This window comes from Sphingobacterium puteale (assembly GCF_003627955.1).
Classification (GTDB): Bacteria; Bacteroidota; Bacteroidia; order Sphingobacteriales; family Sphingobacteriaceae; genus Sphingobacterium; species Sphingobacterium puteale.
Genome location: NZ_RBWS01000015.1, coordinates 1 through 23744 on the forward strand (window position 1 = coordinate 1; position 23744 = coordinate 23744).

Annotated in this window: 19 protein-coding genes; 9 read left to right on the forward strand and 10 right to left on the reverse strand. The window is 41.1% G+C overall.

Translation table 11 applies throughout. The features are described from left to right. Window positions 1-389: 389 nt before the first annotated feature. Window positions 390-998 (forward strand): MauE/DoxX family redox-associated membrane protein, encoded by a 609-nt coding sequence (locus D7322_RS18750; RefSeq protein ID WP_183078766.1) that lies wholly within the window; start codon window positions 390-392, stop codon window positions 996-998. A 140-nt stretch (window positions 999-1138) separates the two neighbouring features. Further along, on the forward strand, window positions 1139-1534 hold the full coding sequence (locus D7322_RS18755) for a hypothetical protein (protein WP_147430486.1): 396 nt from the start codon (window positions 1139-1141) through the stop codon (window positions 1532-1534). A gap of 80 nt (window positions 1535-1614) precedes the next feature. Here the strand turns inward: D7322_RS18755 and D7322_RS18760 are convergent, their stop codons facing one another. Genes D7322_RS18760 through D7322_RS18770 form a run of 3 tightly spaced genes read right to left on the reverse strand, consistent with a single transcriptional unit; the run spans window position 1615 to window position 6973 of the window. Continuing rightward, window positions 1615-2952 carry a RagB/SusD family nutrient uptake outer membrane protein gene (locus D7322_RS18760; RefSeq protein WP_121125784.1) on the reverse strand — a complete coding sequence of 446 codons (1338 nt, stop codon included), beginning with the start codon at window positions 2950-2952 and terminating at the stop codon, window positions 1615-1617. Between the two features lie 11 nt (window positions 2953-2963). Next, window positions 2964-6197 (reverse strand): SusC/RagA family TonB-linked outer membrane protein, encoded by a 3234-nt coding sequence (locus tag D7322_RS18765; protein ID WP_147430487.1) that lies wholly within the window; start codon window positions 6195-6197, stop codon window positions 2964-2966. Beyond that, window positions 6194-6973 (reverse strand): TlpA family protein disulfide reductase, encoded by a 780-nt coding sequence (locus D7322_RS18770; RefSeq protein ID WP_183078767.1) that lies wholly within the window; start codon window positions 6971-6973, stop codon window positions 6194-6196. The genes D7322_RS18765 and D7322_RS18770 overlap by 4 nt, the downstream gene beginning before the upstream one ends. A gap of 706 nt (window positions 6974-7679) precedes the next feature. Here D7322_RS18770 and D7322_RS18775 point away from each other — a divergent pair. Together D7322_RS18775 and D7322_RS18780 are read left to right on the forward strand one after the other, a co-directional pair. Beyond that, a complete protein-coding gene (locus D7322_RS18775) occupies window positions 7680-8063 on the forward strand; it encodes a hypothetical protein (RefSeq protein ID WP_147430488.1) in 384 nt (127 codons plus the stop codon). Window positions 8064-8106: 43 nt separating this feature from the next. Then, complete coding sequence (locus D7322_RS18780; protein WP_121125788.1) at window positions 8107-9351, forward strand: hypothetical protein; 1245 nt, start codon at window positions 8107-8109, stop codon at window positions 9349-9351. A 477-nt stretch (window positions 9352-9828) separates the two neighbouring features. Here the strand turns inward: D7322_RS18780 and D7322_RS18785 are convergent, their stop codons facing one another. From D7322_RS18785 to D7322_RS18795, 3 genes are all read right to left on the reverse strand, one after another. Continuing rightward, entirely contained in the window at window positions 9829-10392 is a 564-nt protein-coding gene (locus D7322_RS18785) for a PIN domain-containing protein (protein ID WP_121125789.1), read from the reverse strand. Next, a complete protein-coding gene (locus tag D7322_RS18790) occupies window positions 10382-10837 on the reverse strand; it encodes a helix-turn-helix domain-containing protein (protein WP_121125790.1) in 456 nt (151 codons plus the stop codon). The genes D7322_RS18785 and D7322_RS18790 overlap by 11 nt, the downstream gene beginning before the upstream one ends. A 247-nt stretch (window positions 10838-11084) precedes the next feature. Beyond that, window positions 11085-11291 carry a hypothetical protein gene (locus tag D7322_RS18795; protein WP_220700119.1) on the reverse strand — a complete coding sequence of 69 codons (207 nt, stop codon included), beginning with the start codon at window positions 11289-11291 and terminating at the stop codon, window positions 11085-11087. Window positions 11292-11446: 155 nt separating this feature from the next. Here D7322_RS18795 and D7322_RS18800 point away from each other — a divergent pair, with 155 nt between their 5' ends. Then, on the forward strand, window positions 11447-11797 hold the full coding sequence (locus D7322_RS18800) for a hypothetical protein (protein WP_121125791.1): 351 nt from the start codon (window positions 11447-11449) through the stop codon (window positions 11795-11797). A gap of 260 nt (window positions 11798-12057) precedes the next feature. Next, a complete protein-coding gene (locus D7322_RS18805) occupies window positions 12058-12597 on the forward strand; it encodes a hypothetical protein (RefSeq protein ID WP_147430489.1) in 540 nt (179 codons plus the stop codon). A 64-nt stretch (window positions 12598-12661) separates the two neighbouring features. Here D7322_RS18805 and D7322_RS18810 read toward each other — a convergent pair whose 3' ends face one another. The 4 genes from D7322_RS18810 to D7322_RS18825 all read right to left on the reverse strand — a co-directional run bounded on the left by D7322_RS18810 (window position 12662) and on the right by D7322_RS18825 (window position 20442). Beyond that, window positions 12662-14104, reverse strand: a complete 1443-nt coding sequence (locus D7322_RS18810; protein ID WP_245971380.1) for a SusD/RagB family nutrient-binding outer membrane lipoprotein — start codon at window positions 14102-14104, stop codon at window positions 12662-12664. 20 nt (window positions 14105-14124) lie between these two features. Next, window positions 14125-17358 (reverse strand): SusC/RagA family TonB-linked outer membrane protein, encoded by a 3234-nt coding sequence (locus D7322_RS18815; RefSeq protein ID WP_121125793.1) that lies wholly within the window; start codon window positions 17356-17358, stop codon window positions 14125-14127. Between the two features lie 647 nt (window positions 17359-18005). Continuing rightward, entirely contained in the window at window positions 18006-19277 is a 1272-nt protein-coding gene (gene serS, locus D7322_RS18820) for a serine--tRNA ligase (protein WP_121125794.1), read from the reverse strand. 91 nt (window positions 19278-19368) lie between these two features. Continuing rightward, a complete protein-coding gene (locus tag D7322_RS18825; protein WP_121125795.1) occupies window positions 19369-20442 on the reverse strand; it encodes a class I fructose-bisphosphate aldolase in 1074 nt (357 codons plus the stop codon). Window positions 20443-20534: 92 nt separating this feature from the next. Between D7322_RS18825 and rsmI the strand changes: the two genes are divergently transcribed. Genes rsmI through lnt form a run of 3 tightly spaced genes read left to right on the forward strand, consistent with a single transcriptional unit; the run spans window position 20535 to window position 23593 of the window. Next, complete coding sequence (rsmI, locus tag D7322_RS18830; protein ID WP_121125796.1) at window positions 20535-21200, forward strand: 16S rRNA (cytidine(1402)-2'-O)-methyltransferase; 666 nt, start codon at window positions 20535-20537, stop codon at window positions 21198-21200. 36 nt (window positions 21201-21236) lie between these two features. Further along, window positions 21237-21956 (forward strand): PH domain-containing protein, encoded by a 720-nt coding sequence (locus D7322_RS18835; protein WP_121125797.1) that lies wholly within the window; start codon window positions 21237-21239, stop codon window positions 21954-21956. A 14-nt stretch (window positions 21957-21970) separates the two neighbouring features. Then, entirely contained in the window at window positions 21971-23593 is a 1623-nt protein-coding gene (gene lnt / locus D7322_RS18840) for an apolipoprotein N-acyltransferase (protein WP_121125911.1), read from the forward strand. Window positions 23594-23744: the final 151 nt, after the last annotated feature.

The following is a 23744-nucleotide window of genomic DNA, read 5'->3' on the forward strand; positions in this document are numbered from 1 at the left end:
CCAGTTCATCATCATTGTTAACAATGTTTCTGATACGATTTTTTAGCTGGCTACCATGTTTACCCATAATAAGCCGCAAACCCCGTTCGGGCTCTTTAACTAAAATTTCAAAAGGATCTTCCCCCATATCTCATCATTTAAGTATAACAAAGGCTTTATATAACCATCTAAATAAAAAAATAAACACCTAATAAACAGCTATTTAAAAAATAAAACCATTTATAGCAGGTACATATTGCTTACTTATGGTAGTTATATATAAACAGGAATGAAATAATTGAATTTGGTAAAACTAAGATACAAACACAAAACCGAATAAACAAATCTAAATATCTGATTTATAAATAGTTGTATTAAATATACGACCTGGAATTATAATGCTAAAAAAAATGAAAACAAGAGCTTCACATATCACCATCATCAGTATCCGCGCCTTTATGATACTCTTTTGGGCATACGTTGCGCTGGATAAGCTATGGGATCTGCCGGGCTTCCATCAGGCACTGAAACTGCAGCCCTTTCCCGGCTGGTGGGCAGGAATATTGTTCTGGTCCCTGCCACTGATGGAGCTGGGTATAGTGATACTGTTTTCTATTCATCCTTTCAGGAATACAAAACATCTATTTTTTGATCCGTTTGTGCTGTCTGCATTGCTGTTAACGGTCTTTACTGTCTACATCGGTCTTGGCGTCGCCGGTTTATACGCGCAGAAGCCCTGCGGCTGTGCTTCGGTACTGAGTAGGCTCTCCTGGGGCGGACACCTAGTTGTCAACCTGCTGTTATTGCTGCTGTCCATATTGGGGTGGTACTTGACTGGCCCAACTGCCCCCATGGCTAGGTGTAAGCGATATAAAAAGCAGGTCATTTTATTTTTAGCCAGGCCTCAGGTGGTACGTATTCCGGTCTATGCGGTTATGCTGGAGCGCGTCAAAAAATTTAAAATGCGGTTTGCTGTCTTCCCGGCCTGGCCGGTTAGAGCTATAAATTATGACACGTGAAGGCACAGCCCGTAAAAACAGATCCCGAGGCACAGGACAGACTGATGCACCTCGTTAAAGCAAAGTGTTGGTCAAAAAAAATTAACATAGAGTTTTTTGTGGAGGTAAACTTTTTTTGCTACTATAAAAAAGGCCTCGGTATGAAAGCAATATCTTTCATCAAAAAGCATGCAATGGCTATGGTAGCCGGCGCTGCAATTATCGGGTTCAGTTCGTTCAACCTTATTGACCGGGCGACCCAGAGTGAGGTAACCTTTATCTACACGCCCGGAGCTGGCGATACGCCATACGAACAGAGTTCCGTAGAAAATCCCGCAAACTGGGAACCCGGAAGTCCATGTAGCAATAGCCTCGCCCAGGATAAAGCCTGTTCGATCAAGGTGCCCCTTACAAACACCATGAACGGCGGAACAGAACTGGATCCCGCAAAGGTATCCATTCAGAGCCAGGAGCATCTTTCCTCCGGCCAGTACCGTGTGATCACAGGATCATCTTCCTCAGGATATTCTGATCCAGTAAACCGCCCCTTGAATTAAATGGTTTTCATGTGATAAGCATTTATTCAAAGGTTTTAAAACAGTCCCCGGCCATTTGCCCGGGGACTGTTGCTTTTGGATCATTCAAAAAATTTCTCCAGATCTTTGGGCAGCGGTAATATATAGGAGTCACTGCCGGGCTGCAAAACTATGGTTTCCTCCCCCAGCACACGTTTCAGCGTGATGCCATACCCCTCCCGGTTGAGCCGCTTGATATCGGACCAGCGGATCCCACGCATCGCCAGTTCTCTCCTGCGTTCATCCAGTACATTGCCCAATATTTTCTCCTTACTATCGGCAGGGATATCCTGATATGCAGTGGAAGCATCCCATCGGCTCTTCCGAAACGTATTTAAATACCGGACGCCCTCTGCCAGATTACCTGCCCGGGCATGGCATTCCGCGCTGATCAGATACATCTCGGCGGTCGTGAGTCCCGAAAAGAGCGAACTTATGGTATTCGAATGCGTGCCCTTGAACTTATAGTACCCGCCATCAGACTGGTAGTAGGCTTTTAGCCTCAGATCTCCGGCCTCAAAGAGTGCCATCAGCGCCGTATCCGCAAATGCTCTTCCCGGGTGAAATATGTTAAAGTTCTGGCTCATTTCCGAATAAAAGATGGTTTCCTTTGTAAACTTCCCAAATGGTGTTTCGGAGTTTATCGCTATTCCATCGGCCGGACTATTAAAGTTGATCAGGGCCTTATCGATCAGGAGTGCTTTCTCCGAATGGATCAGCGCCTGCCCGTATCTTCCCATGGAAAGCAATGCTCTGGCGAGTAGCGAATGGGCTGCAGGGACGGAAGGTCGCGCTTTAACAAGCGGTTTCTCCGGCAGATATTGCAGGCAGTCTTCTGCCAGCCGGATGATCTCCGCATAGCTCTCTCCAACAGTATAAAACACACTGGGCACATTAAAATCGGAACTGTTTCGCAGCACGATACCCCTGCTGTCATTTGAACCATCAGGGTCATATTCTCTGCAAAAAGCCCAGACCAGTCCAAGGTAACAATAAGCTTTCAGAAACCGGGCCGAACCATAGACGTTGTCCCATGAAGCCGTATTCTCCGCTGTCTTCGGGATTTTTTCCAATCGCTCCAGACAGTAATTGGCGGTATAGACTACATGATAAGCGGCAGACCAGTCATTACCGAAATAGTAGTCAAAGGGTTTCCAAGTATAGAGCAGCTTTTCTTCTGCTGCCAGCCCATTCAGTACATTTTCGGGTAAAAAATAGTCATCTGCACTTGCCTGCAAAAAAGCTGGGGTACGCTTGTCATTGATCATCGACTGATTGTCCAGCAGGGCCTGCAGGTCAGAAATACTGACCGGCACCGCCAGTTTGTTACTGCTCTTTTCATCCAGAAACTTACCACAGGATGTAAAAAGGCATAATATTATGATTAGTGTTATTTTCATCTTGACTGTGATTAAAATGATGTACGAAAACCAACGGACCACATGCGCTGTGGCGGAATACCGCTGAAATAGTCCGGGTCCAGGCCTTCCCTGTTGGCCGTCCAGAGCAGGGCCACATTGTTGACATTGAGGTAGAGCGAAGCATTGTTCAGATAGCGGAGCTTACTGATCCCTTTTAGGTCGTAGACAAGGTTCACAAACTTTAACCGCACGTGGCTTGCATTTCGGGCCAACACCTCGCTTGCCAGATAGAAATTGTCGCGTCCCGGCATTTTTAGCGGATACTCAAATGCAGGCACCTCGGTCTCATCTCCCGGTTGCTGCCACCTGTCCGCATAATCAGGATGCCCAATCCCAAAATTGATCAGCGAAGAATAATTAATGGAAGGTTTCCTGAAATAATAACCGGCTTTATAGGTCAGCGCAAAAGAGAGCGACAGGCCTTTGTAGCGGAATTCATGCTGCCAGGAGCCGAAACTTGTCGGAATGGCGGATCCCAGAAACCGGATGGTTTCCATACTGCCCTGCCCGTCACTGGCAATATTGCTCATGGCACTGTAGTTTGTGGATAGCTCCCCGTTCAGGTACCCCTGCGGGTTACCGCTGGCATCCAATCCGCACCATCTGTACGCGGCCAGGGAATACAGGGGATAACCCTCGACAGGGGTGATCATCTTGCCACCCTGCACGACCAGGCGCGCCAATGGGCTCTTGCGTGAAGGGCCATAATATTTGCTTGTCCTGCTCTGGTTGTAATTGTAGATCAGCGTATTGATCCAGCTGAAATTTCCTTTGTCCAGGACGTATTTCAATAGCAGGTCCACTCCATTCCCCTTCATGGAAGCCACGTTCATCACGATGGTCTGAAAGCCTCCTGCCGTGGTATAGTCAAAGTCACTGGGACCATAGAGGTCAGTTCCGTCTTTGCGGTAATATTCCATGCTCCCGCTGATCCCCCAGCGGCTCAGGGCAAAGTCGATCCCAAAGTTTACCTGCCGGATCTGCTCCCAGCGCAGGGATGGATTGTTCAGCGAATTGATCACCGCGCTTGGCAGTCCGCCCACATCCGCCGGGTTATTGCCGAATGTCGCTACCGGCAATGCTGACCGGCTAAGGTCAACATTGCCGCTATAGCCATAGGTTGCCTTCAGCCGGAGCTGGTCAACCGCCGTGGACCGGAAAAAATCTTCTTTAGTGATATCGTAGCCCAGGCCGACCGACCATAATGGTTTCCACTTATCGTTGGTACTGACGCCATAGATATTGGATCCATCCCGGCGCATGCTCCCGCTCAGCGAATACCGGTCCCGGTAAATGTAGTTAAAATTCCCGTAGATACTGGTGAACCTGTTCACCAGCGAGGGCTCCACCACCGGCGCACCCGGCATATACTCGTAGCCACTGAGCGGAAGGGTACGGTAGACATTCACAAAATCCACCGGAAGATAACCGAGCGGATCCTTTCTGTACCCCGCATACGTCCAGGACTCGCCGCCACTGCTGGATTCACGGGCTTCCATCCCCGCCATGGCCACGATACGGTGCGAGCCATAGGTTTTATTGAGGTTCAGCTGTGCCCTGAAGGACCGGGAGCCCACATAGGCGATGGACCTGGCCAGGATATCACCCTTGGGAAACCTGTAGGTCACTTCCCCCGACTGTTCGTTGATTTCTGAAAATCTATTGATATAACTCCGCGTGTAGTAACTCTGCTGCCCGTAAAGGTTTTCATTCCCGATATCCTGCCGCTGGAGCTGGTAGTAGGTAGCAAGGTTCAGGCCATCCAGGATCTTGACCTCTATTGCCGCATTTCCCAGAAGCTCGGACAGCCGTGATTTCCAGTCCGTATACTGTGGATCAGAATAGGGATAGTAATGCCAGTCCAGCAGACGCCCGCCCCCTACCGTATCGATAAGGAATGGATTGTAATCCCGGTAAAAAGCATTTTCCCGGCCATTTTGGTCAAACAGTGACATGTAGGGCACAGACTGGCGACCTCCTACTCGGCTCAGCTGTGCGAAGGTCGGGATCTGCCTATTGTTATTCCGGCTGTTGGTATACATCGTGGACAGGGAAAACTTCACCCGTTCGCTCAGCTGCATACCCAGTGAGAACCTGAGATTATCCTTTGCGCCTGCCTGTCCATAGTTATCTTTACTATCGTTATGTCCGGCGCTGATGGCATAGTTCATCCCCTTGCCACTGCCGGTGATCCCCAGGTTATATTGGCTGGTAACGGCATTTTTATAAAAATAATCGGTATAGTCCTTTCTGAAATCAGCTTTTTCCAGAAAAGCCCGCTCGGCAGTATACTCCTGCTCCGTTATCTGGCCACTGCGTTTCTTTGCGAGCAGATATACCAGTGGCGTGATGGGCGGGAATGTTGTCCTGCCCAGGTCACGGTCAAAGTATTTATTTTCGAACAGGAACTCCTCTACTGCGATATAGTCGGCACTGCTCATCTGCGGTACGGAAAAGAGGTCGGGTTTTTCAGCTATGGTTGTACCCGCATTCGCTTCTATGCGGAGCGGCTCGCCTGCTTTTGCTTTTTTTGTCGTCAGTACAATGACGCCATTGCCGCCCCGCGCGCCATAGATCGAAGTCGCCTCGGCATCTTTGAGGACAGTGACCGATGCAATATCACCGGGATTGATATTTTCGATCTTCCCTTCATAGACAAAGTTATCCAGCACAATGAGCGGATCGAGCGGTCCGTTGATGGTGCTGTATCCCCGTACCGTGATATTGGTTTTATTCTGCGGACCATACGGGTTTTCCCTGCCCACCTGAAAGGTCAGTCCGTTTGTAATCCCATCGAGCCGTTCCAGGATATTGGGGCTCACCTGAAGGTTCAGGGCTTTCTCACCAAGAACCGTCACAGACCCGTTTATCCGGTTTGCCGAAACGGTCTGATAACCGGTATTGACCTGTACTTCTTCCAGTACGCGCTGCAGGGTATCCAACTGGATGATGAGATCCTGATCGTCTCTGTTTATTGCTATTTTACGGGTCTTAAACCCCAGCGCCGAAATGACGAGCGTATCGGCATGCGCAAGGTTAAGCTGGAAATATCCATTTCCGTCTGTCCTGAAATCTTTACCGGAAAGGACGGTTTTGACCGTAGCATGGGAAATCCCTTTATTAGCTGTGTTTGTGGCTTTTCCTTTTATCAGGATCGATTTCGTCTGGGCCATACCGTTCAGCTGGAACAGTATAAAGATCAGCCCTATTACAACTGTTTTCATCTGCACTGTTTTTTGTTGTTATGGACTACTTCATCTTTAATAATCTGAGCAATAGTGTCGAATACTTCTACACTTCCCAGTGCCAGCACGGTGCCGTTGCTATCAATTAGTATGTAATGGGGGATATAGGTATGGGGGAAATAATCCATTAAGGTATCATCCTGAACGATCTTATCCATGTCTAACCTTAGCTTCTGCCGCTGTCCTTGCTCATCCAGTTTCTGGCTTATGTACTCAGCCGTACCGCGCCGGTATTGTTTGCTGCTGACAAGGACGATATTTCCCAGCTCCCCCAGCTGTGCATGGAGGGAATCCAGTGCGGGGAATTTCAGCAGGCAGGCGTAACAGTAGGGCTCCCAGAAGTCAAGCAGCAGCAGCTTACCACGGAATTTAGATAAGGCCGATTTGACCGCCTTGTTTCCAACCAAAAATGAATGTTCAGCATTCCAGAATGCTTCCGGAACCTTATTTCCGGGCTGTAATGGTTTGATTCTGGTGGTATCTTTTACCGGTTCAATCGCAGCAGGAAGAACAACCTGCGAGGTTTTAGCATTTGTTAAAAGCCCATCGGCCCCGCTGTCCTTGCGGGGCGTCTGAGCCGATAAACTAAACATAGAAACTAAAAGATATAAGATTACTAAAATTGTAATCTGTATGATTGGAACGCTCATCGTCTTATCTAAAAAAGCAATAGATCGCTTCCATCTTGTTTGTTTTGAACTGGGATATCTCTTCGTAATAGGCAGTTCTCCCCCAGCCTTATAAAAATTGTTCATTTTTAAGGTTCTAACAATGGTCATAATTCACCCCTTTCCTAAGCGAGTACCTAGGAGGAGCTTGTTATAATAACTCGTAAAATTCTTCCGATATAGTCGTCTAAAAATTGGTTAACACAGCAGTTGATATAAATACACTGACACTGTTTCGGATATGGTCGCTTTGACCTGTCACTACGGATAAGCTAAGGAGGGATTCCCATGAAAATTCCATGTTCATTGATGTTCATAACTCTCTTTTTTAAGTTTATAAAAAAGCTTGAGCGATGAATCTTAGTTGGTTTTGAACTATCTCAAAAAAAGAGATGGGACTTACCTATGAATTCTACAGACGGCCCTAGGAAGCCAAAAAGCGAATCAAGAGTAAGCCCATCTCTCCTTTGTATCTACAAAGGTAGAGATATGGCCTTTAACTCCCGATCTTGCGCTTTTGAAAATTTCCTAGGTTTTCTGTAACAAGATTCAGCGTTAAAAGCTATTCAAGATATTAATATACAATACTATATAACAAATATACAATACAAATATAAACAATTAATTAGTACAAATATACAAATTTTATCGGATTAAAACTTTTCACTCTATACACCATTTGAATGTATTATCGCAAATGGTGAAAATTAGTAGTTTGTCGTTGTATATCATTAATAGGGTAATCTATCGGTTATACGTATTAGGAATATTGCAATCGAAGTTTTCTTTAATTTTGGAAAAGAGAGACACTTATGTCAACAACGTTAAAAACGAGAACATGGATGCCGTTTTCAATCCTATTGATTTCCCTTTAATTGCTGCTGCCCTTAATTGGAAAGTGCATGATCTTCTACCTCCTGATAATTCCCCATATAGTGATGGCACACTGGTTGACAAGGTAGTTTTTAGCTTAATTAATCCATCAGACGCAGCAGAAGTAATCGTAGGAATGAAAGAGATTGGCTATTTCAAAAAGAAAAAGTCATTGAAAGATATTTTTGAGTATCTCTATTTGACAGAGGATATGATTGAAAAACGCCAAGTCATAAATGACGTTTTAGAAAAATTGACTTCGAATAGCGTTTTAAAGCTCCAAAACGGAAATTACATAGCATAATTTAAAATTTTCTTACTTTTGGGTCGAGTAAATTTACCACCTAATGGAAGAGAAAACAGATAACCATATTATTTCCACCACGGAACAACTCAGTAGGCAGAAAGTCCCAAGAATTGACTTCGAAATTCTTGTCCGTTTCTATGAGATCTGCAAAAAGAAAAAAATATCTGAGCGGGAAGTTTCGTTTTTAATGGGAAAGGTAAACAAATACTTTTCAGAGATTCTCAATCCATTTTTTAAGGAGCATATCAAGACGGAATACTTGGATATCCTACCTGCTATTGCATCGACTGGGATTCGAAAAATTATACCAAACGATCTGGCGCCGAAAGAAACTATTGATATTCACGGCACACACCTCCATCAAAAAGACGAGCATTTAGAGTTAGATTATTATAAATTTACCGTCACCTATAAAGATCGCACAATTAGAAATTATCGTTGGAAAATAGAGGTTAAAAAAGGGGGGCGTTCAAAAGTTAATCATGAATTATTAGAGATTCTAAAAATATTAGTCTCACGCGGTTATTTTAATAAACCTAAATTCGCGCTTACAATCTATCTTCTGATCAAGAAAAACTATAAAAGTGCATTCACCCCTTTAGAGTTACAAATTGCGCTGGCGAAATTGACGAATAAAAGCACTAACCCTGAATTTGCATTGGAGGAAGGCGTTGACAATATGAGGATTACATACAAGAAGATTCTTACCGAAAGTGAAAAATTTCTGGAGCATTGTCAAGATTATAGAATTTGGATTTCGCAATATGCACCATTAGACACCCCCTCAGGCCAATTTTTCATTTGGTATGAAGACACCGACGAAAATGACAAATTGCTTATTTCTTTCGATGGAAAAGTGCTTCTCTCCTCATCGATAGAAAGTTTGCTTAGTTTACTGATGAATAACAGCGGGAATTTTAAAGCACCTTTCAATTTAGAAGCATGGTTGTCCGGTATAGGAGAACTACCTCCGATTGAAGCCATTATTTATTCTTCAAAAGAAATTATCGAAGGCTTTGAAGCAGATCCTGTCCAAGTGGACACACTCAACAATTTTGTAAACTTTTTCAATTTAGTTGGTGATCTGGGTTGCCAAGATAAAAGATTTGAAGACCTCCTCGAATTACGTGAAGCTGGAGAACTAATAAAAGTTTGGGATTACTATTGCAATAATCACCTCTTCAAAGCGAAAAAACGCAAGGAACTATCGTTTGATAAGACGAAGTTTATTGTTGATTTCAGGGAATTGGTGGGTAGATTTGAGGTACTGATGCTGATTGTTTAGGTATTTAAGAGAAATACCCTTTTAATGAAATAATTCTTATGGTAAATTTACTTGAAACCTATATACCCAGTACTTGGCTAAACAATGAAATAAAATTGCTTGCCATTGATATACGATAAAAATTCCTTTTATGGTCGTTTTATGTCTTTTGAAGCAAGCTACTTCTCAATACATCACAATTATCACACATCAATTATAAACCGTTTGGGGACGAATATCAATATCCGAATATTGAAAAAGAAAATCTAGCTACAAATTTATATTATAATTCGATAAAGCGCGAAAATCCAGAAATTGATGATTTTGATATATACATTGCTTTATGAAAAGTTCAAATCTCTCTATGAGCCGAAGATCACCCGTGAATATTCCCAAGGAAACTGCTGATAAAATTATATTCTACTTTCAGAATCGAATCACTCTTTGGGCAGTCATAAAGTTTCAATAGGGAGATTGTTTTTTTATTTTGCGTGATCCTTAAAGTAATGCATGAAGATAGTTTGCCGTATCTGTTAGACCCGATTTACGGAGGCTATCCAATACCTCAAATTCATTCATAGCTGGATTACGACGGTTCAGTACCATTTCTTTAAATGCCAATATTGCCTGTTCCGGATTTAAATCTATAATATCCGTCAGAAAGTCGTCTGCACTCTTGGCTGTCAATCCAAATGATGTGAGGTACTCTGCTGGAAAATCCTTTAAATTATTGGTAACAATGACGTTTGCATTCGTTTTTATTGCTGCTGCCAGTACATGACAATCTCTTGGATCTGGCAAATTCAAATGTTCAATCAGTACCTCATAGTTCTTAACTAGAGCTTCTGGAAAAGCTTTATTTGCGCGCTGTATCCTTTTTTCAGCTTCTACTACCGAAACATCTTTGCGCAGCATAACATCTTTCCATTCGTCAAAAATATGTGCACTCCATTTTGGCGTATAAAGCTCATAATAGGCTAGCCAAAAAAGTAGATCGCGAATGACAATGGGAAACACGACATTCGTATCTAAAACAGCCTTGAACCGAACACTATGAATCATACAAACCGGTTTCTTCATCGGCATTCATCATATCGATGATATGTTTCTTTTGTTCCTCCTTCATATTTTCCTTATATCTCAAAACATCTTCAAATCGGATACGGCGATGTTTCCCTACCTTCGTATAAGCAATTTCACCTCCCTCCAGAAGTTTAACAAGATGTGGTCTAGAGCAGCCAAGGATCTCAGCGGCCTTTTGTGTAGTTACCTCTGTAGCAACGGGAACTATAGAAACGGGCTTCCCCTCCCCCATTGCTTTTAGAATATCTCCCAAAAATCGAAGAGCTTTAAATGGTATTTTGATACGATCATTTGTCTCTTCTATTTCGATCTCAGTATTATCGGACTGGATCTGTAATAACGCAGCCGCTAATGTAGTATAAGAAGCATTAGCTACTTTTTGCTCCGATTTCGTAGGGCGTTGTATTTCTTCAAATATAGTCATGATATAAGATTTTATACTACAAATTTAAACGAAATAAACGAAACAAACAAAATAAACAAAAATCAAACTTTATAAACATTAAACTTTTTGGAGGAGTTATTAAGATTAAAGTTCATTCTCCTTACCTAAAATAACAACTCGGATTGTAATTTCCCCAAGTTCGAGGTCACGGAGAATCAGAAATAATAAAAACACAAAAAGCGATCCCTTTCGAGATCGCTTTTTGCCTTATATTGAATTAAGTGTACTAGCGAGTACCGCCTGCCCACCAAACATTTTCGGTATAAACATATTGTCCGTTACCGTATGCTGCCTGAACATTTGGATTCGTTGTTGTATCATCATTACCATATGGTAAGCGTAATGGAAATTTACCTGGGTTTTTAAGATCAATTCCAGTTTTCTCCCAATGCTTTCCAAAGACAAATATTACTGTACATTTCTGTAGATTCACCCGATGCACCAAAGAATGCCAAATATTTTGGTTTGCAATAACTTCAATCTCAGCAACCCGCTCATCTAAAGGTTATATTACCCACAAAAAGCTCTTATCTTAATCTAATATCGACCGTGGACAAAAGCTATCAAAATCTCATATAACTCGAAAATGTGAATAAATTGGACTCAAATCTGGATCAAACTAAAACATCTTTAAAAGCCGCCAATATACCAACTAGCGGTGGGTCGGCCCAATCATTAAGTGGTTTTATTGATAATAAGCAAATCACGCTGGATGCTATGAAATCGAATATTTTTTATGTCAGTACTGGGAACATGACCAATGGGAAACTCGACACATCCGTTAATATAACTCTAAATCCATACACCCAAGCAAATGGGGTTATTAAAGGTGATTTTCAGCGAGGTAATGAATATACCATCTCGATACCTCTAGATATTGTTGGTATCGATAAAAAAGCTTTCTCGCTGTCAGCAGCAAATCGTACTTTCCAGAAATAACATTCTTCACATTAAAAAACGTTTCTGGGGCTACCCTAGTTTCCGATATTAGTAAATTAAATAAAGGAAGTGAGGATATTGAGACTAGATGGTACAGACAAGGCCCTCTTGATATTAACCGTAAACAGTCAGCAACACTCACACTAAAATTCACGCCAGATAAATGTTTCAAATACATAGGTTTTACAGCTGCATCTAATGGTTTAGATGAAAAAGCAAGTATCCATATAAAACACAGTAAAATAACTGCAACACCTCTAATGCTACTAGATGGAGAACCTGAAATGTGTTTAGGATCGACTCAAAATATTTCTTACAAAACAAAATCTGGCTATACTATAAATGAACCTGTATATTGGTATGTAAAAGGGGATCTGGAAATTGTTGGAAATAGCTTTGGTCACAATGTCACAATAAAAAGCATAGGTTCAAACGCTGGTACTGTGGGCTACAATAGTTGCTCAAATAATAATCCTAAAGGAATTGAATCTAAAATAGCTATTCGTAACACAGAAAACGTAGAAATATCTGGCAATACATTTGTGTTCAGCGGAAATTCTTCTCAATACAAATTATTCAATGCTAAAGATGTTGTATCCCAATCCTGGTCTGTTAGTGGTGGAAGAATTATATCTGATAAAAATTCAAGTTCTGTGGAGATACAAGCAGACTCTTTCCCTGCAGGTGCTTATGATGGCTTGATGATTATCAGATGTACAATAACGGATAAATGCGGAATGACAAAAACAATATCAAAAAACATAAAGATAAGAGCATGTTCGGACTGTCCTAATATATAAAAAATCAAAGAGCGGCAATTTCGAAAGAAATTGCCGCTCTTAAAATATATAACCTAATAACCGATTATTTTACGTCCCACCAAACACGATCTGTTAAAGGCTTAATGCCCGGGAAGTTCGCGTTAGAGGTTGCTTCACTATTTGGATAAATCAAACGTTGCGGCATTTGACCATTGCCAATCACAGACCCTTTTGAAACAATAAAGAAACTAGGATATCCAGTTCTCCTCCATTCATTCCATGCCTCAAAATTCTGAAAGCCAGCCAAAGCAAAGTATTTTTGGGTAATGATCGCTTCCAATTGTCCATCTTTAGCTTTAGGAAATGTAGCATTTGTCATATAGGCTTTCAAGTCTTCAGCTGATAAACCTAATCCTGCAAAGCTAGCTTGAATTCCTTTGTTGTAATTCACTTCGGCGTCACCTGTTGCCCAACCTCTGTAAGCAGCCTCTGACTGCAAGAAATAACTTTCTGCTTGAGTAAACAAATTAGCTGGAGCAAGTGCTGATTTCGCATCTCTGACATTAGCTCCTACCAATGCAGAAGGTGGAGATACTCTTTTCTTAGTATTAGCCCTAAAGTCGCCTTGGTCGATAAAAGCTATAGTATCTTGTTCTGAAAGCTTATCGAACAATTTAAATCTTCTTGGATCATTGTTGTTTAAAAATGCTTTAACAATAGTTCCGCTGGCAACCAAATTCTGTACACTTCTCAGCCCAATCATTTCATTATACAGCGGATTCTCATTTCCTCCAGTGGTGGTATAAGTAATAGAAACATTTCTTTCCAAAAATTTTGGATTAGTTGCATACAAAGCTTTTATACCTGCGGCAGCAGTAGTTGCATCAACTTCAGAAAGTCTTAAGTACGCTTTTAATTTCAATGTATTAGCAAATGCTTTCCAAGATTCCAAATCACCTCCGAAGAACATATCTTGTTGACCGGGATTCGTACCCGTTTTGTTGTTTAACAATTCAATGCCTTTGTCGATATCTGCAAAAATTTGTGTATATACTTCTTTTTGCGATTGATATCTTGGGCTACGGAAATCTACTCCTTGTAACGCATCATCTAAAGGTACGTCGCCAAAAGCGTCTGTTGCCAATTGAAAAGTGTAGGCCTTTAAGATGTATGCTATCCCCTTATAATAATTATCTAATGTACTTTCAGATTTAGTAATTACCTGTGCATTATAAAGAGCGTAACGATACATGTTAGACCATACGCTATTTGTAGCTGTACTTTTAACATTATATTGATCAATAGTAATATATTGAGAGGAAGTTGGATTTTGTGTCCAAACTTGGGACCATAATCCTCCATATACCTGCAATTGATTGCCGATGATCTGTCCGATACTTGCTTGCACTGTTGGCAACAAGAGACGAGGCTCAGCTGTCTCTGGATAATTTGGATTCTGGTTGATATCCAGATATTTATTACAACTTGTAAATGCTATTGTACCTAGTAGGAACGCAAATACAATTTTTTTAAAATTTCTTTTCATTTCTTTTTATCTTAAAAACCTTAGAATGAAACCTTTACATTAACTCCGTAGTTACGCAATGAGGGTTGGGCAGTATAGTCAAATCCTTGCGCATTTCCTGCACCGGCAGAGTTAACTTCCGGATCAGCATATTTATTTTCTTTAGGCGTCCAAATAAATAAGTTATTACCGAACAGCCCAACAGTTACATCTCCAAAAGGTGTATTTTTCAATTGATCCTTTTTGAACTTATAAGAGATTGCTAGGCTACGTAATTTGATGTACGAAGCATCTACAACATTTTCGCCCGCTTCCAGATAAGGATAATAATCGACTTTATCGTATTTGGCTGTAGTATTAACTACACTATTGCCATTCTCATCCAAATAAACAGAATTTGGAAAAATTTGAGCAAAACGTTCGCCACCAGTTTCAGCAGAAGTACCCGTAAAAGCCATAATGTCTTTTGTTCTTGAAAAGAAAACACCACCATGTTTCATATCGAACAACGTATTTAAAGACCAATTCTTATAGCTTAAAGTAGTCCCCAAAGATGCCTGGAATTTAGGATTATAACTTCCTAAGTATTGAGCTTCCGTCGTAGGAATTGGTAATCCTGTTTCTTGATCAACAATTGTTCGTCCTTGATCATCTTTTTGGTTAGCAATTGCATAGAACTCACCATATGGACGACCTTTTGCCGCAACGATAGACATTCCCGAGAAACCTCCCAAAGTAACTTGGTCAACACCTTCCATTAACTCGACGACTTTATTATTGTTTTTGGTAAACGTACCCATCAGCTCCCAAGTAAAATCCTGTGTTTTGATTGGTGTGCCTCTTAAAGCCAGCTCAACACCGTTATTCGTTATTTTACCAGCATTAACTACTGAGAAGCCAAATCCTGTGGAGTTAGCAATCGGAATGCTTAAGATCTGATCTTTCGAACTATTTTTATAGTAGGTAAAGTCCACAGACAATCTATTTTGAAAAAATCCCAACTCTGTACCCACTTCAAAAGATGTAGTAATCTCAGGTTTCAATTCAGAATTTCCGATAGTTGAATTAGCCATCAAGCCATACACATTCCCAAATGGAAATGTCGTACTACCAAAATTTCCATCAATTTCACCTCTACGGTAGGTAGTCAGTAATTTATAAGGATCGGTATCACTACCTACCTTCGCAATATTGGCTCTCACTTTACCATAACTCAAGATTCTCTTTGCATCTGGACTCATCAATTCAGAAAATACAAATGAACTGCTCACACTAGGATAGAAGAACGAATTATTTTTCTTTGGCAAAGTAGATGACCAATCATTACGCGCTGTAGCTTGCAAAAACAAAAAGTTTTTGTATGACAAGTTTAAATCTGCATATACCCCTACTAATCGGCGCTTTTCCCAAGAATCTTCAATTAAATCCAATGGCCCTAAGGAATTTGCCAAATTATACCATCCTGACTTCACCAATCCTCCACTTGCATTTGTCGCTGTACTATTGACTGTGGCATAACGTTGTCTGATATTGTTACCAATCATTAATGACGCGTCAAAATCCTCATTAAATTTATGATTAGCAGTAACCATAAAATCATGGATTACCTCGGTTACATTATATTGATCTAGACGATATTGCCCATTGCTAGTCCTAACGTTTGAATCCGAATAATTATCGGTAGTATTATCCGCTGGAAAAAAAGTATATTTAGGTGATTCAGATCTTCTGCGATCAGAATAATGATCAACACCTACCCGTTCTTTAATGTCTAACCATTCAAAAGGCTTATAGCCTACGTTAAAATTACCTTGTACACGATTAACGTCATTATAGTTATTATAATTTTGAAGCACCCAATAAGGATTCATTGTGTAGGCTCCATAGTAACCAAATCTATCACTATGATCAACGCCGTCTGCCCCAACATAGCCATAACCAAAGTAAGGATTATTTAAATCTTTTAAGTCAGTAACAGGAATATCTCTTGGTGTTTGCAACAAGTTGTTATACACCGAAGCATCTCCTTGCCCACCACCAATATTATTACTATTGATCTTATTGTAATTAGCTGAGATCCCAGCATAGAATTTATTGGAAAACTCTGTAGTTCCATTAAATCTAACACCGTACTTGTTATACGTATCTTTGTTTCCCGGATAAACACCATTAGAATTCAAAGAATTCAGCCCTAAATAAAAAGTGCTTTTTTCCGAACCGCCAGATAGGCTTAAATTATTATCTGAAGCTATACCTGTTGAAAAGAAGTCTCGTACATTATTTTTAACAGCTGAATACGGCTTCGACAAACGTTTGCCGTCGATAGCTTGTCCCCATTCTTTCATTTCACCAGTAAATGGAGCACCCCAAGACCAGTTTTCCTTTGGATCATCTACGAATACCAAATTCCCTTTACTATCATAAGTAGATGCACCCTGTCCATATTCATTTTGAAAATCAGGTAATTTTAAAATAGATGAAAACGTATTTGATGAACTAAAAGAAATATCAGTTTTACCACCTCCTTGTTTACCTGTTTTGGTGGTAATGATCAATGCACCGTTGGAAGCGCGTGAACCGTATAAAGCTGCAGCAGCGGGGCCTTTTAAGACAGTAACGGATGCAATGTCATCTGGATTGATATCATTACCACGGTTACCGAAATCCACACTGGCAAGTGAAGATGCTCCTCCAATTACGCTTGAGTTGTCAATTGGCACACCATCTACAACGATCAATGCCTGGTTATTTCCAGCAATAGATGAACCACCTCGTAATACCACTCGTGAAGAACTACCCGGAGAATTTGATGTTGATGTGATATTCACACCTGCTACTTTACCCGCCAATGAGTTAATCGCACTTGCATTTCTACCACTTGTCAATTCTTCACTATTGATAGTCGGAGCAGAATATCCCAATGTACGTTTTTCTCTTTTGATTGCATTTGCAGTCACAACAACTTCTTCCAATGCATTGTCCTGTCCTGACAAAGATACATTGAACACAGTGCTGTTGTTGTTAACAATAATGGTTTTATCATCAAAACCAACTGAACGGAAGACGACAACTTTGCCTGCAGGCACATTCAAAGAATAATTACCATCAGCATCTGTTTGTGTCGCTTGATTAGTGCCTTGTACTACCACTGTCACCCCAGGTATTGCTTTACCATCAGCAGATGTAACACGACCACTAATCTTTTTTTCCTGTGCGAATGCGACCGAAGTCAAGATCATTCCGCCAACAAGAAAACTTAGTAATGTTTGTTTCATGTTTTAGTTAGTTAATTTTATTATTTTTCTAATCCTATATATTGATATAAATTATATCCGTCAACATAACTGTCTAAACACACATTGCTTAGACAATAAACAACAATATGCAAAATAGCATACCGCCATTCATGGGATAACAGTTGAAAATATTAATGGAAAAAATATACCCTAGGTAGATGTAGAGTCAATCCGTTGAAAATACTCAGCTGTAAAATTTGCTCTTTTCAGCATTTACAGTATATAATAGTTAGTGCGATTTTTATTAACGGTCTCAAATATAGAAAGCCAAAGTTGCTTTTACAAGTTTTTTAACATTCTCTCCTAAAAACAAAAAATAAGGCAACAAAGCCTTCAGTATCTTGCAAATTCAAACGCAAGATTCATTTTAGAATAAAAACTCTTCAAACAATTTCAAAACAGAATTTTATACGGAATCACACATATTTAACAAAACATTAACAATGTATTAAGAAAACATTAACATGACATTCCCTTATTTTTCATCCCTAAAAAAAAGAGTAATTTATAACGATTCTAAAGTTCGGTTGAATGGAATTCTCAAAAAAAAGAGACTTTACCTACTCAGATAAAGTCTCTTGCTATCACAAATCCTACGATGGGAATCTGTTATTTGATAGGTTTCATTAATCAATATATTCGAATTTCGTATAAGGAACCAAAACTGCAGGTATCCGCACTCCTTTATCCGTTTGATTATTCTCTAAAATCGCAGCAACAATGCGTGGCAGAGCTAATGCTGATCCATTTAGCGTATGGGCCAATTGCATTTTTCCATCTGCATTCTTGAAACGGACTTTCAGACGATTGGATTGATATGTTTCAAAATTGGAAACAGAAGAGACTTCGAGCCAGCGTTTTTGTGCAGAGCTGTATACTTCCATATCGTAAGTCAGTGCAGAAGTGAAACTCATATCACCACCACATAAACGCAACACGCGATAAGGCAGTTCTAATTTTTGAAGCAAACTTTGTACATAATGGCTCATTTCTTCCAGGACTTCATACGATTTTTCCGGATGAACAAGCTGTACGGCTTCAACTTTATCAAACTGGTGCAGACGATTCAAACCGCGTACATGGGCGCCATAAGAACCGGCCTCGCGACGGAAACATGGGGTATAAGCACAATGTTTAATTGGAAACTGTGCTTCCTTGACAATCACATCTCTGTAGATATTCGTAACCGGCACTTCCGCTGTGGGGATCAGGTATAAATTGTCATTGTTGACGTAATACATCTGTCCCTCCTTGTCCGGCAATTGCCCCGTAGCAAATGCAGAATCTTCATTAACCAGAATGGGCACCTGTACCTCTTCATATCCTTGCTCAGCTGCCTGATCCAAAAAGAAATTGATCAATGCTCGTTGCAATTTTGCTCCCTTACCCTTGTAAATCGGAAATCCGGCTCCTGCAACTTTTACACCGAGCTCCAGATCTACAATATCATATTTGCTTAACAATTCCCAATGTGGTAACGCATCTTCTGATAAAACGGGAATTTCCCCGTTGGTTAAAACCACCTCATTGTCATCAGCACTTACACCTGCAGGAACCGATTGATGCGGTAAATTAGGCAATTGAACAATTTTATCGTTCAACTCGATTTCGATTGCTCCTAATTTATCCAACAGTTGCTTCACCTGTTCTTTATATCCGGACGATTGGGATTTAACGGCTTCAGCTTCTTCTTTTTTTCCTTGGCGCATCAGATCTCCAATCTGTTTTGCTGCCGCATTAGCTTCTGCCGAAAGGGCGTCAGATTCCGCTTGGATCTTACGGCGGTCTTCATCTAAACTGATGATTTCATCGACCAATCCAATTTCCTTGAAATGCTTGACAGCCAATCTTTCGATAACCGTATCCCTGTTTTCACGGATATAATTTAATTGCAACATAATATAAATGTGTTATTTAAAAAATAGTGAACAAAGATAGTGAAAATTGCCGCTTTTTGGCAATAATTACAGTGATTATCCACTACACATCTTATACTATCGTAACTTCTTTACATAAATAGACATCTTGAATTGCATGAAGCAATTCTACACCTTCGCTCATTGGCTTTTGGAAAGCCTTCCGTCCTGATATCAAGCCTGTCCCACCCGCTCTTTTGTTGATCACAGCGGTTTTCACAGCTTCCTGTATATCATTCTGGCCCGAAGCCCCACCTGAATTGATCAGTCCTGCCCTACCGGCGAAACAATTGAGCACCTGATAACGGCATAGATCAATCGGATGGTCTGATGACAACTGCGTATACATGCGTTCATCTAATTTTCCATAGCTACTTTTACCCATATTCAACGCCTTAAAACCACCATTCAATTCCGGAAGCTTTTGTTTAATAATATCTGCCTTTATGGTTACGCCGAGATGATTGGCCTGCCCCGTTAGATCCGCTGCTAAATGATAATCTTTGTCTCCTGCTTTAAACGCCGAATTTCGCAGATAGCACCACAATACCGTAGCCATACCAAGTGAATGTGCTTCCTCAAATGCCTTTGCCACTTCGATAATCTGACGGTCAGATTCTTCTGAACCGAAATAAATAGTCGCCCCAACGGCTACTGCTCCCATATTCCAAGCTTCGCGTATAGTTCCGTACAGAATTTGATCAGCACGGTTGGGATAGGTCAACAATTCGTTATGATTGATTTTGACCAGAAAGGGAATCTTGTGGGCATATTTTCGGGATACCGCGCCCAATACGCCAAAAGTCGATGCTACCGCATTACAGTTGCCCTCCAATGCCAGTTTCACGATGTTCTCCGGATCAAAATATTGCGGATTGGGTGCAAAAGAGGCCCCGGCACTGTGTTCTATTCCCTGATCTACCGGCAATATGGACAGGTATCCTGTATTGGCTAAGCGGCCGGTTCCAAAAAGCTGCCCCAAACTGCGTAAAACCTGTGGTGTACGGTCACTGCTACCATATACCTGATCGATAAATTTCCCTTCGGGAAGATGGAGCATCGTTTTAGAAACTGCCGGTTTGTCAAACGCCAATAGGTAATCTGATTCGGCACCTAGATGTGCTTGTATTTTTTCAATGTATTGCATAATTTATACGTGCATTTATATTAGAAAATAACTCCAAAAGAGGCAGAATGTTTTAGCACATATTATATAGTAAAAAAAACTTAACTTTGACCATGTTATATTTAGTTCCAACACCTATTGGCAATCTGGAAGACATGACCTTTCGTGCAGTCAATGTTCTGAAAGAAGTAGACATCATCTTAGCAGAGGACACAAGGACAAGTGCTCCTCTTTTAAAGCATTTTGGGATAGATAAAAAGGTCTTTGCGCACCATCAGCATAACGAGCATAAAGCGGTTTCTGAAATCATCAAATTTCTGAAAGAAGGGCAACATATCGCTCTCATTTCAGATGCTGGAACACCAGCAATCTCCGATCCCGGTTTTTTATTGGTCCGCGCGGCCATCAAAGAAGGGCTGGAGGTACAATGCCTACCCGGCGCCACCGCTTTTGTTCCGGCACTGGTCAACTCAGGCCTGCCTAATGACCGCTTCTGCTTTGAAGGTTTCCTTCCCGTAAAAAAGGGACGCCAAACACGTTTAAAGGCATTGGCGGAAGAAAAAAGAACAATGATTTTCTATGAATCTCCACACCGTATACTCAAGACAATAGAAGAATTTATTACTGTTTTCGGAGCAGAAAGGCAAGCCTCTATCTCCAGGGAATTAAGTAAGCTGTACGAGGAAAATGTCCGCGGAACTTTAACTGATTTAAAATTACACTTTGAAAACAATCCAATCAAAGGAGAATTTGTATTTTGTGTAGGTGGATTGGAATAAATTTTGACAATCTTTGATTACTAAAACGTATTTGACATGAACATGGAACAATTTGCACAAGACGGACAGGATATAAAAATCATTGAAAAATTGATTACTAAAGTCCAGGACATGCTTACTCCAGGAGAAAAAATAGATTATATCGCGGTACAGAAAAAACCTGCTGTGACAATTTTACCGGACAGTATCACCATTAGTAATAAACGCATTTTTATGTGTGAATTTACCAAATTGGGCTTAGCGACGGATTTTGAAATTTTCGGATGGCAGGATATTAAGGATATTGCGTTCAAAGAAGAGATCTTTGGTTCAAAGGTCACTGTCATTCCTTTTACTGGAGAAAACTTAAGCATTGACTACATTCCAAAAGTTCAAGCCAGAAAACTCTACCAATATATCAAGGCTGCTCTCGAAAACTATAAAAAAGCGGAATTGGCCGCTGAAAAGGAAAAGATCGTCATTGCGCCAAGCAGTCCCCGGGAGACCATTGTTGAGAAAGCTGAACCAAGCCAGCAAGCTCCGGCTCCGGCAGCAGCACCGGCACCGGTCATTGCTCCTCCGTCCGCTACTGTACAACCTGCGGCCTCTGCGCCGGTTACACCTCCGGCGACTCCCGTTCCGGTTGCTCCGATAATAGAAGAGGAAGATGATGAAATTACTTTAAAACTTAAAAAACTAAAAACACTCTTCGACAAGCAATTGATCACTCAGGACGAATACGAGCAAAAGAAAAGAGAAGTTTTATCCAGTTTATAAAATAGGTGGGTATTGTGAAGAATAACTATTTATTGGCACTTTTAAGTGCCTTTTTATTGTGGTTGGGCTGGCCTCCTATCCCCTATTCCAGCCTGCTGCTCTTTATTGGGTTTCTGCCCTTATTGATTGCACTGGAAAACATCATCCGCAGCGAAACAATTAAAAAAAAAGGGAAGAAGATTTTTCTAACGGCGGGTCTTATGGCTGTTGTCTGGAATACGGCATCCATTTACTGGGTATACAATTCCATCTCCGCAGTTATGCCTCCTTTTGCGGCTATTGTGATCAGTTTGATCCCTTTCTGCCTTGGGGCAGCTTTAATGGCGCTTGCGTTTTCCCTATATTATCAATTAAGGCGTAAAACTTCACTGCTATTATCCCTTTTTGGATTAATGGGATTCTGGATCAGCTATGAATTTCTCCACGCCTCCTGGGATCTGGCGTTTCCATGGATGACTTTAGGAAACGGCTTTGCCAACTTTCATCAATTGATCCAATGGTACGACATGACCGGCATATACGGCGGGTCTATGTGGATCTGGCTGGTAAATATCCTGGTTTTCGTACTATACCTCAATCGGAAAGGAATCTACCAGCTCAGAAACAGGCTTGTCCCTATCCTTTGCCTGGTTTTGATTTTAGCGGTTCCTGCTACTTATTCTCTGTTTCGTTATTTCAGCTACGAGGAGCATCAAAACCCTGCCCAGGTCGTGGTAGTACAGCCGAACGTGAATCCTTACATTAAGTTTCGGATCAGCCCTGAAGAACAATTGAACACCTTGTTTTCTCTTTCCAATTCTGTAGCGAAACCAAACACGGAGTTTTTTATCTGGCCCGAAACCGCCCTTTCACAAAACGGTGATTTTGATGAAGAAAACCTCCGTGAGACCTATTCCTATCAACGGATTCTACAATTTTTGGATCAGTACAAAAATGGCAATGTCTTATCGGGCATAGAGAGTTATCAATTATATAATTATGCGAAGACAACGACAGCACGTGAAATTACACCTCATATTTACCAGGACAACTTTAACGCTGCAACATTGATCGATTACTCATCCAAACTGCAATTTTATCATAAATCCAAATTGGTCCCCGGTGTGGAACAGATGCCCTTTGGCGCGGCGATGAATTTTTTAAAACCATTATTTAAAGCTTTTGGTGGCACGACAGGCGGTTACGGGAAACAGGCCGAGCCTTCGGTTTTCTATGCCCAGAGTGGTATCGGTGCTGCCCCGGTCATTTGCTACGAATCCATCTGGGGTGACTATGTAGCGAAATATGTTAAAAAAGGAGCTCAGTTTATCGCGATCATTACCAATGACGGCTGGTGGGGCAATACTTCGGGGAAAGACCAGCATCTGCAATATGCTAAACTAAGAGCCATTGAAAATAGACGCTGGGTTGCCCGGTCGGCAAATACTGGGATATCCGGTTTTATCAATCAACGCGGTGATATTGTACAGCGGACAAAATGGTGGGAACCCGCAGCACTGAATCAGGAAATCAATTTAAACGAAGAAATTACAATATATACCAAAACTGGCGATATAGCTGCTTACCTGGGCTTAGCAATTGCCCTGGGTGGATTCCTTATTATAATTATACGTCGGCAACATGCTCATTTACCATAATCTACGCGGGTTCAAAAAAATATTTCCCCAAAAACGGGAATGATCGACGCTCCCCCGGTTCATACGGAATTTGTCGCAACGATTTCAGCACAGCCTAAAAAAACGACCAAATTCTGATGAAAATAAGTCATTTAATGCATTTGATTTACTT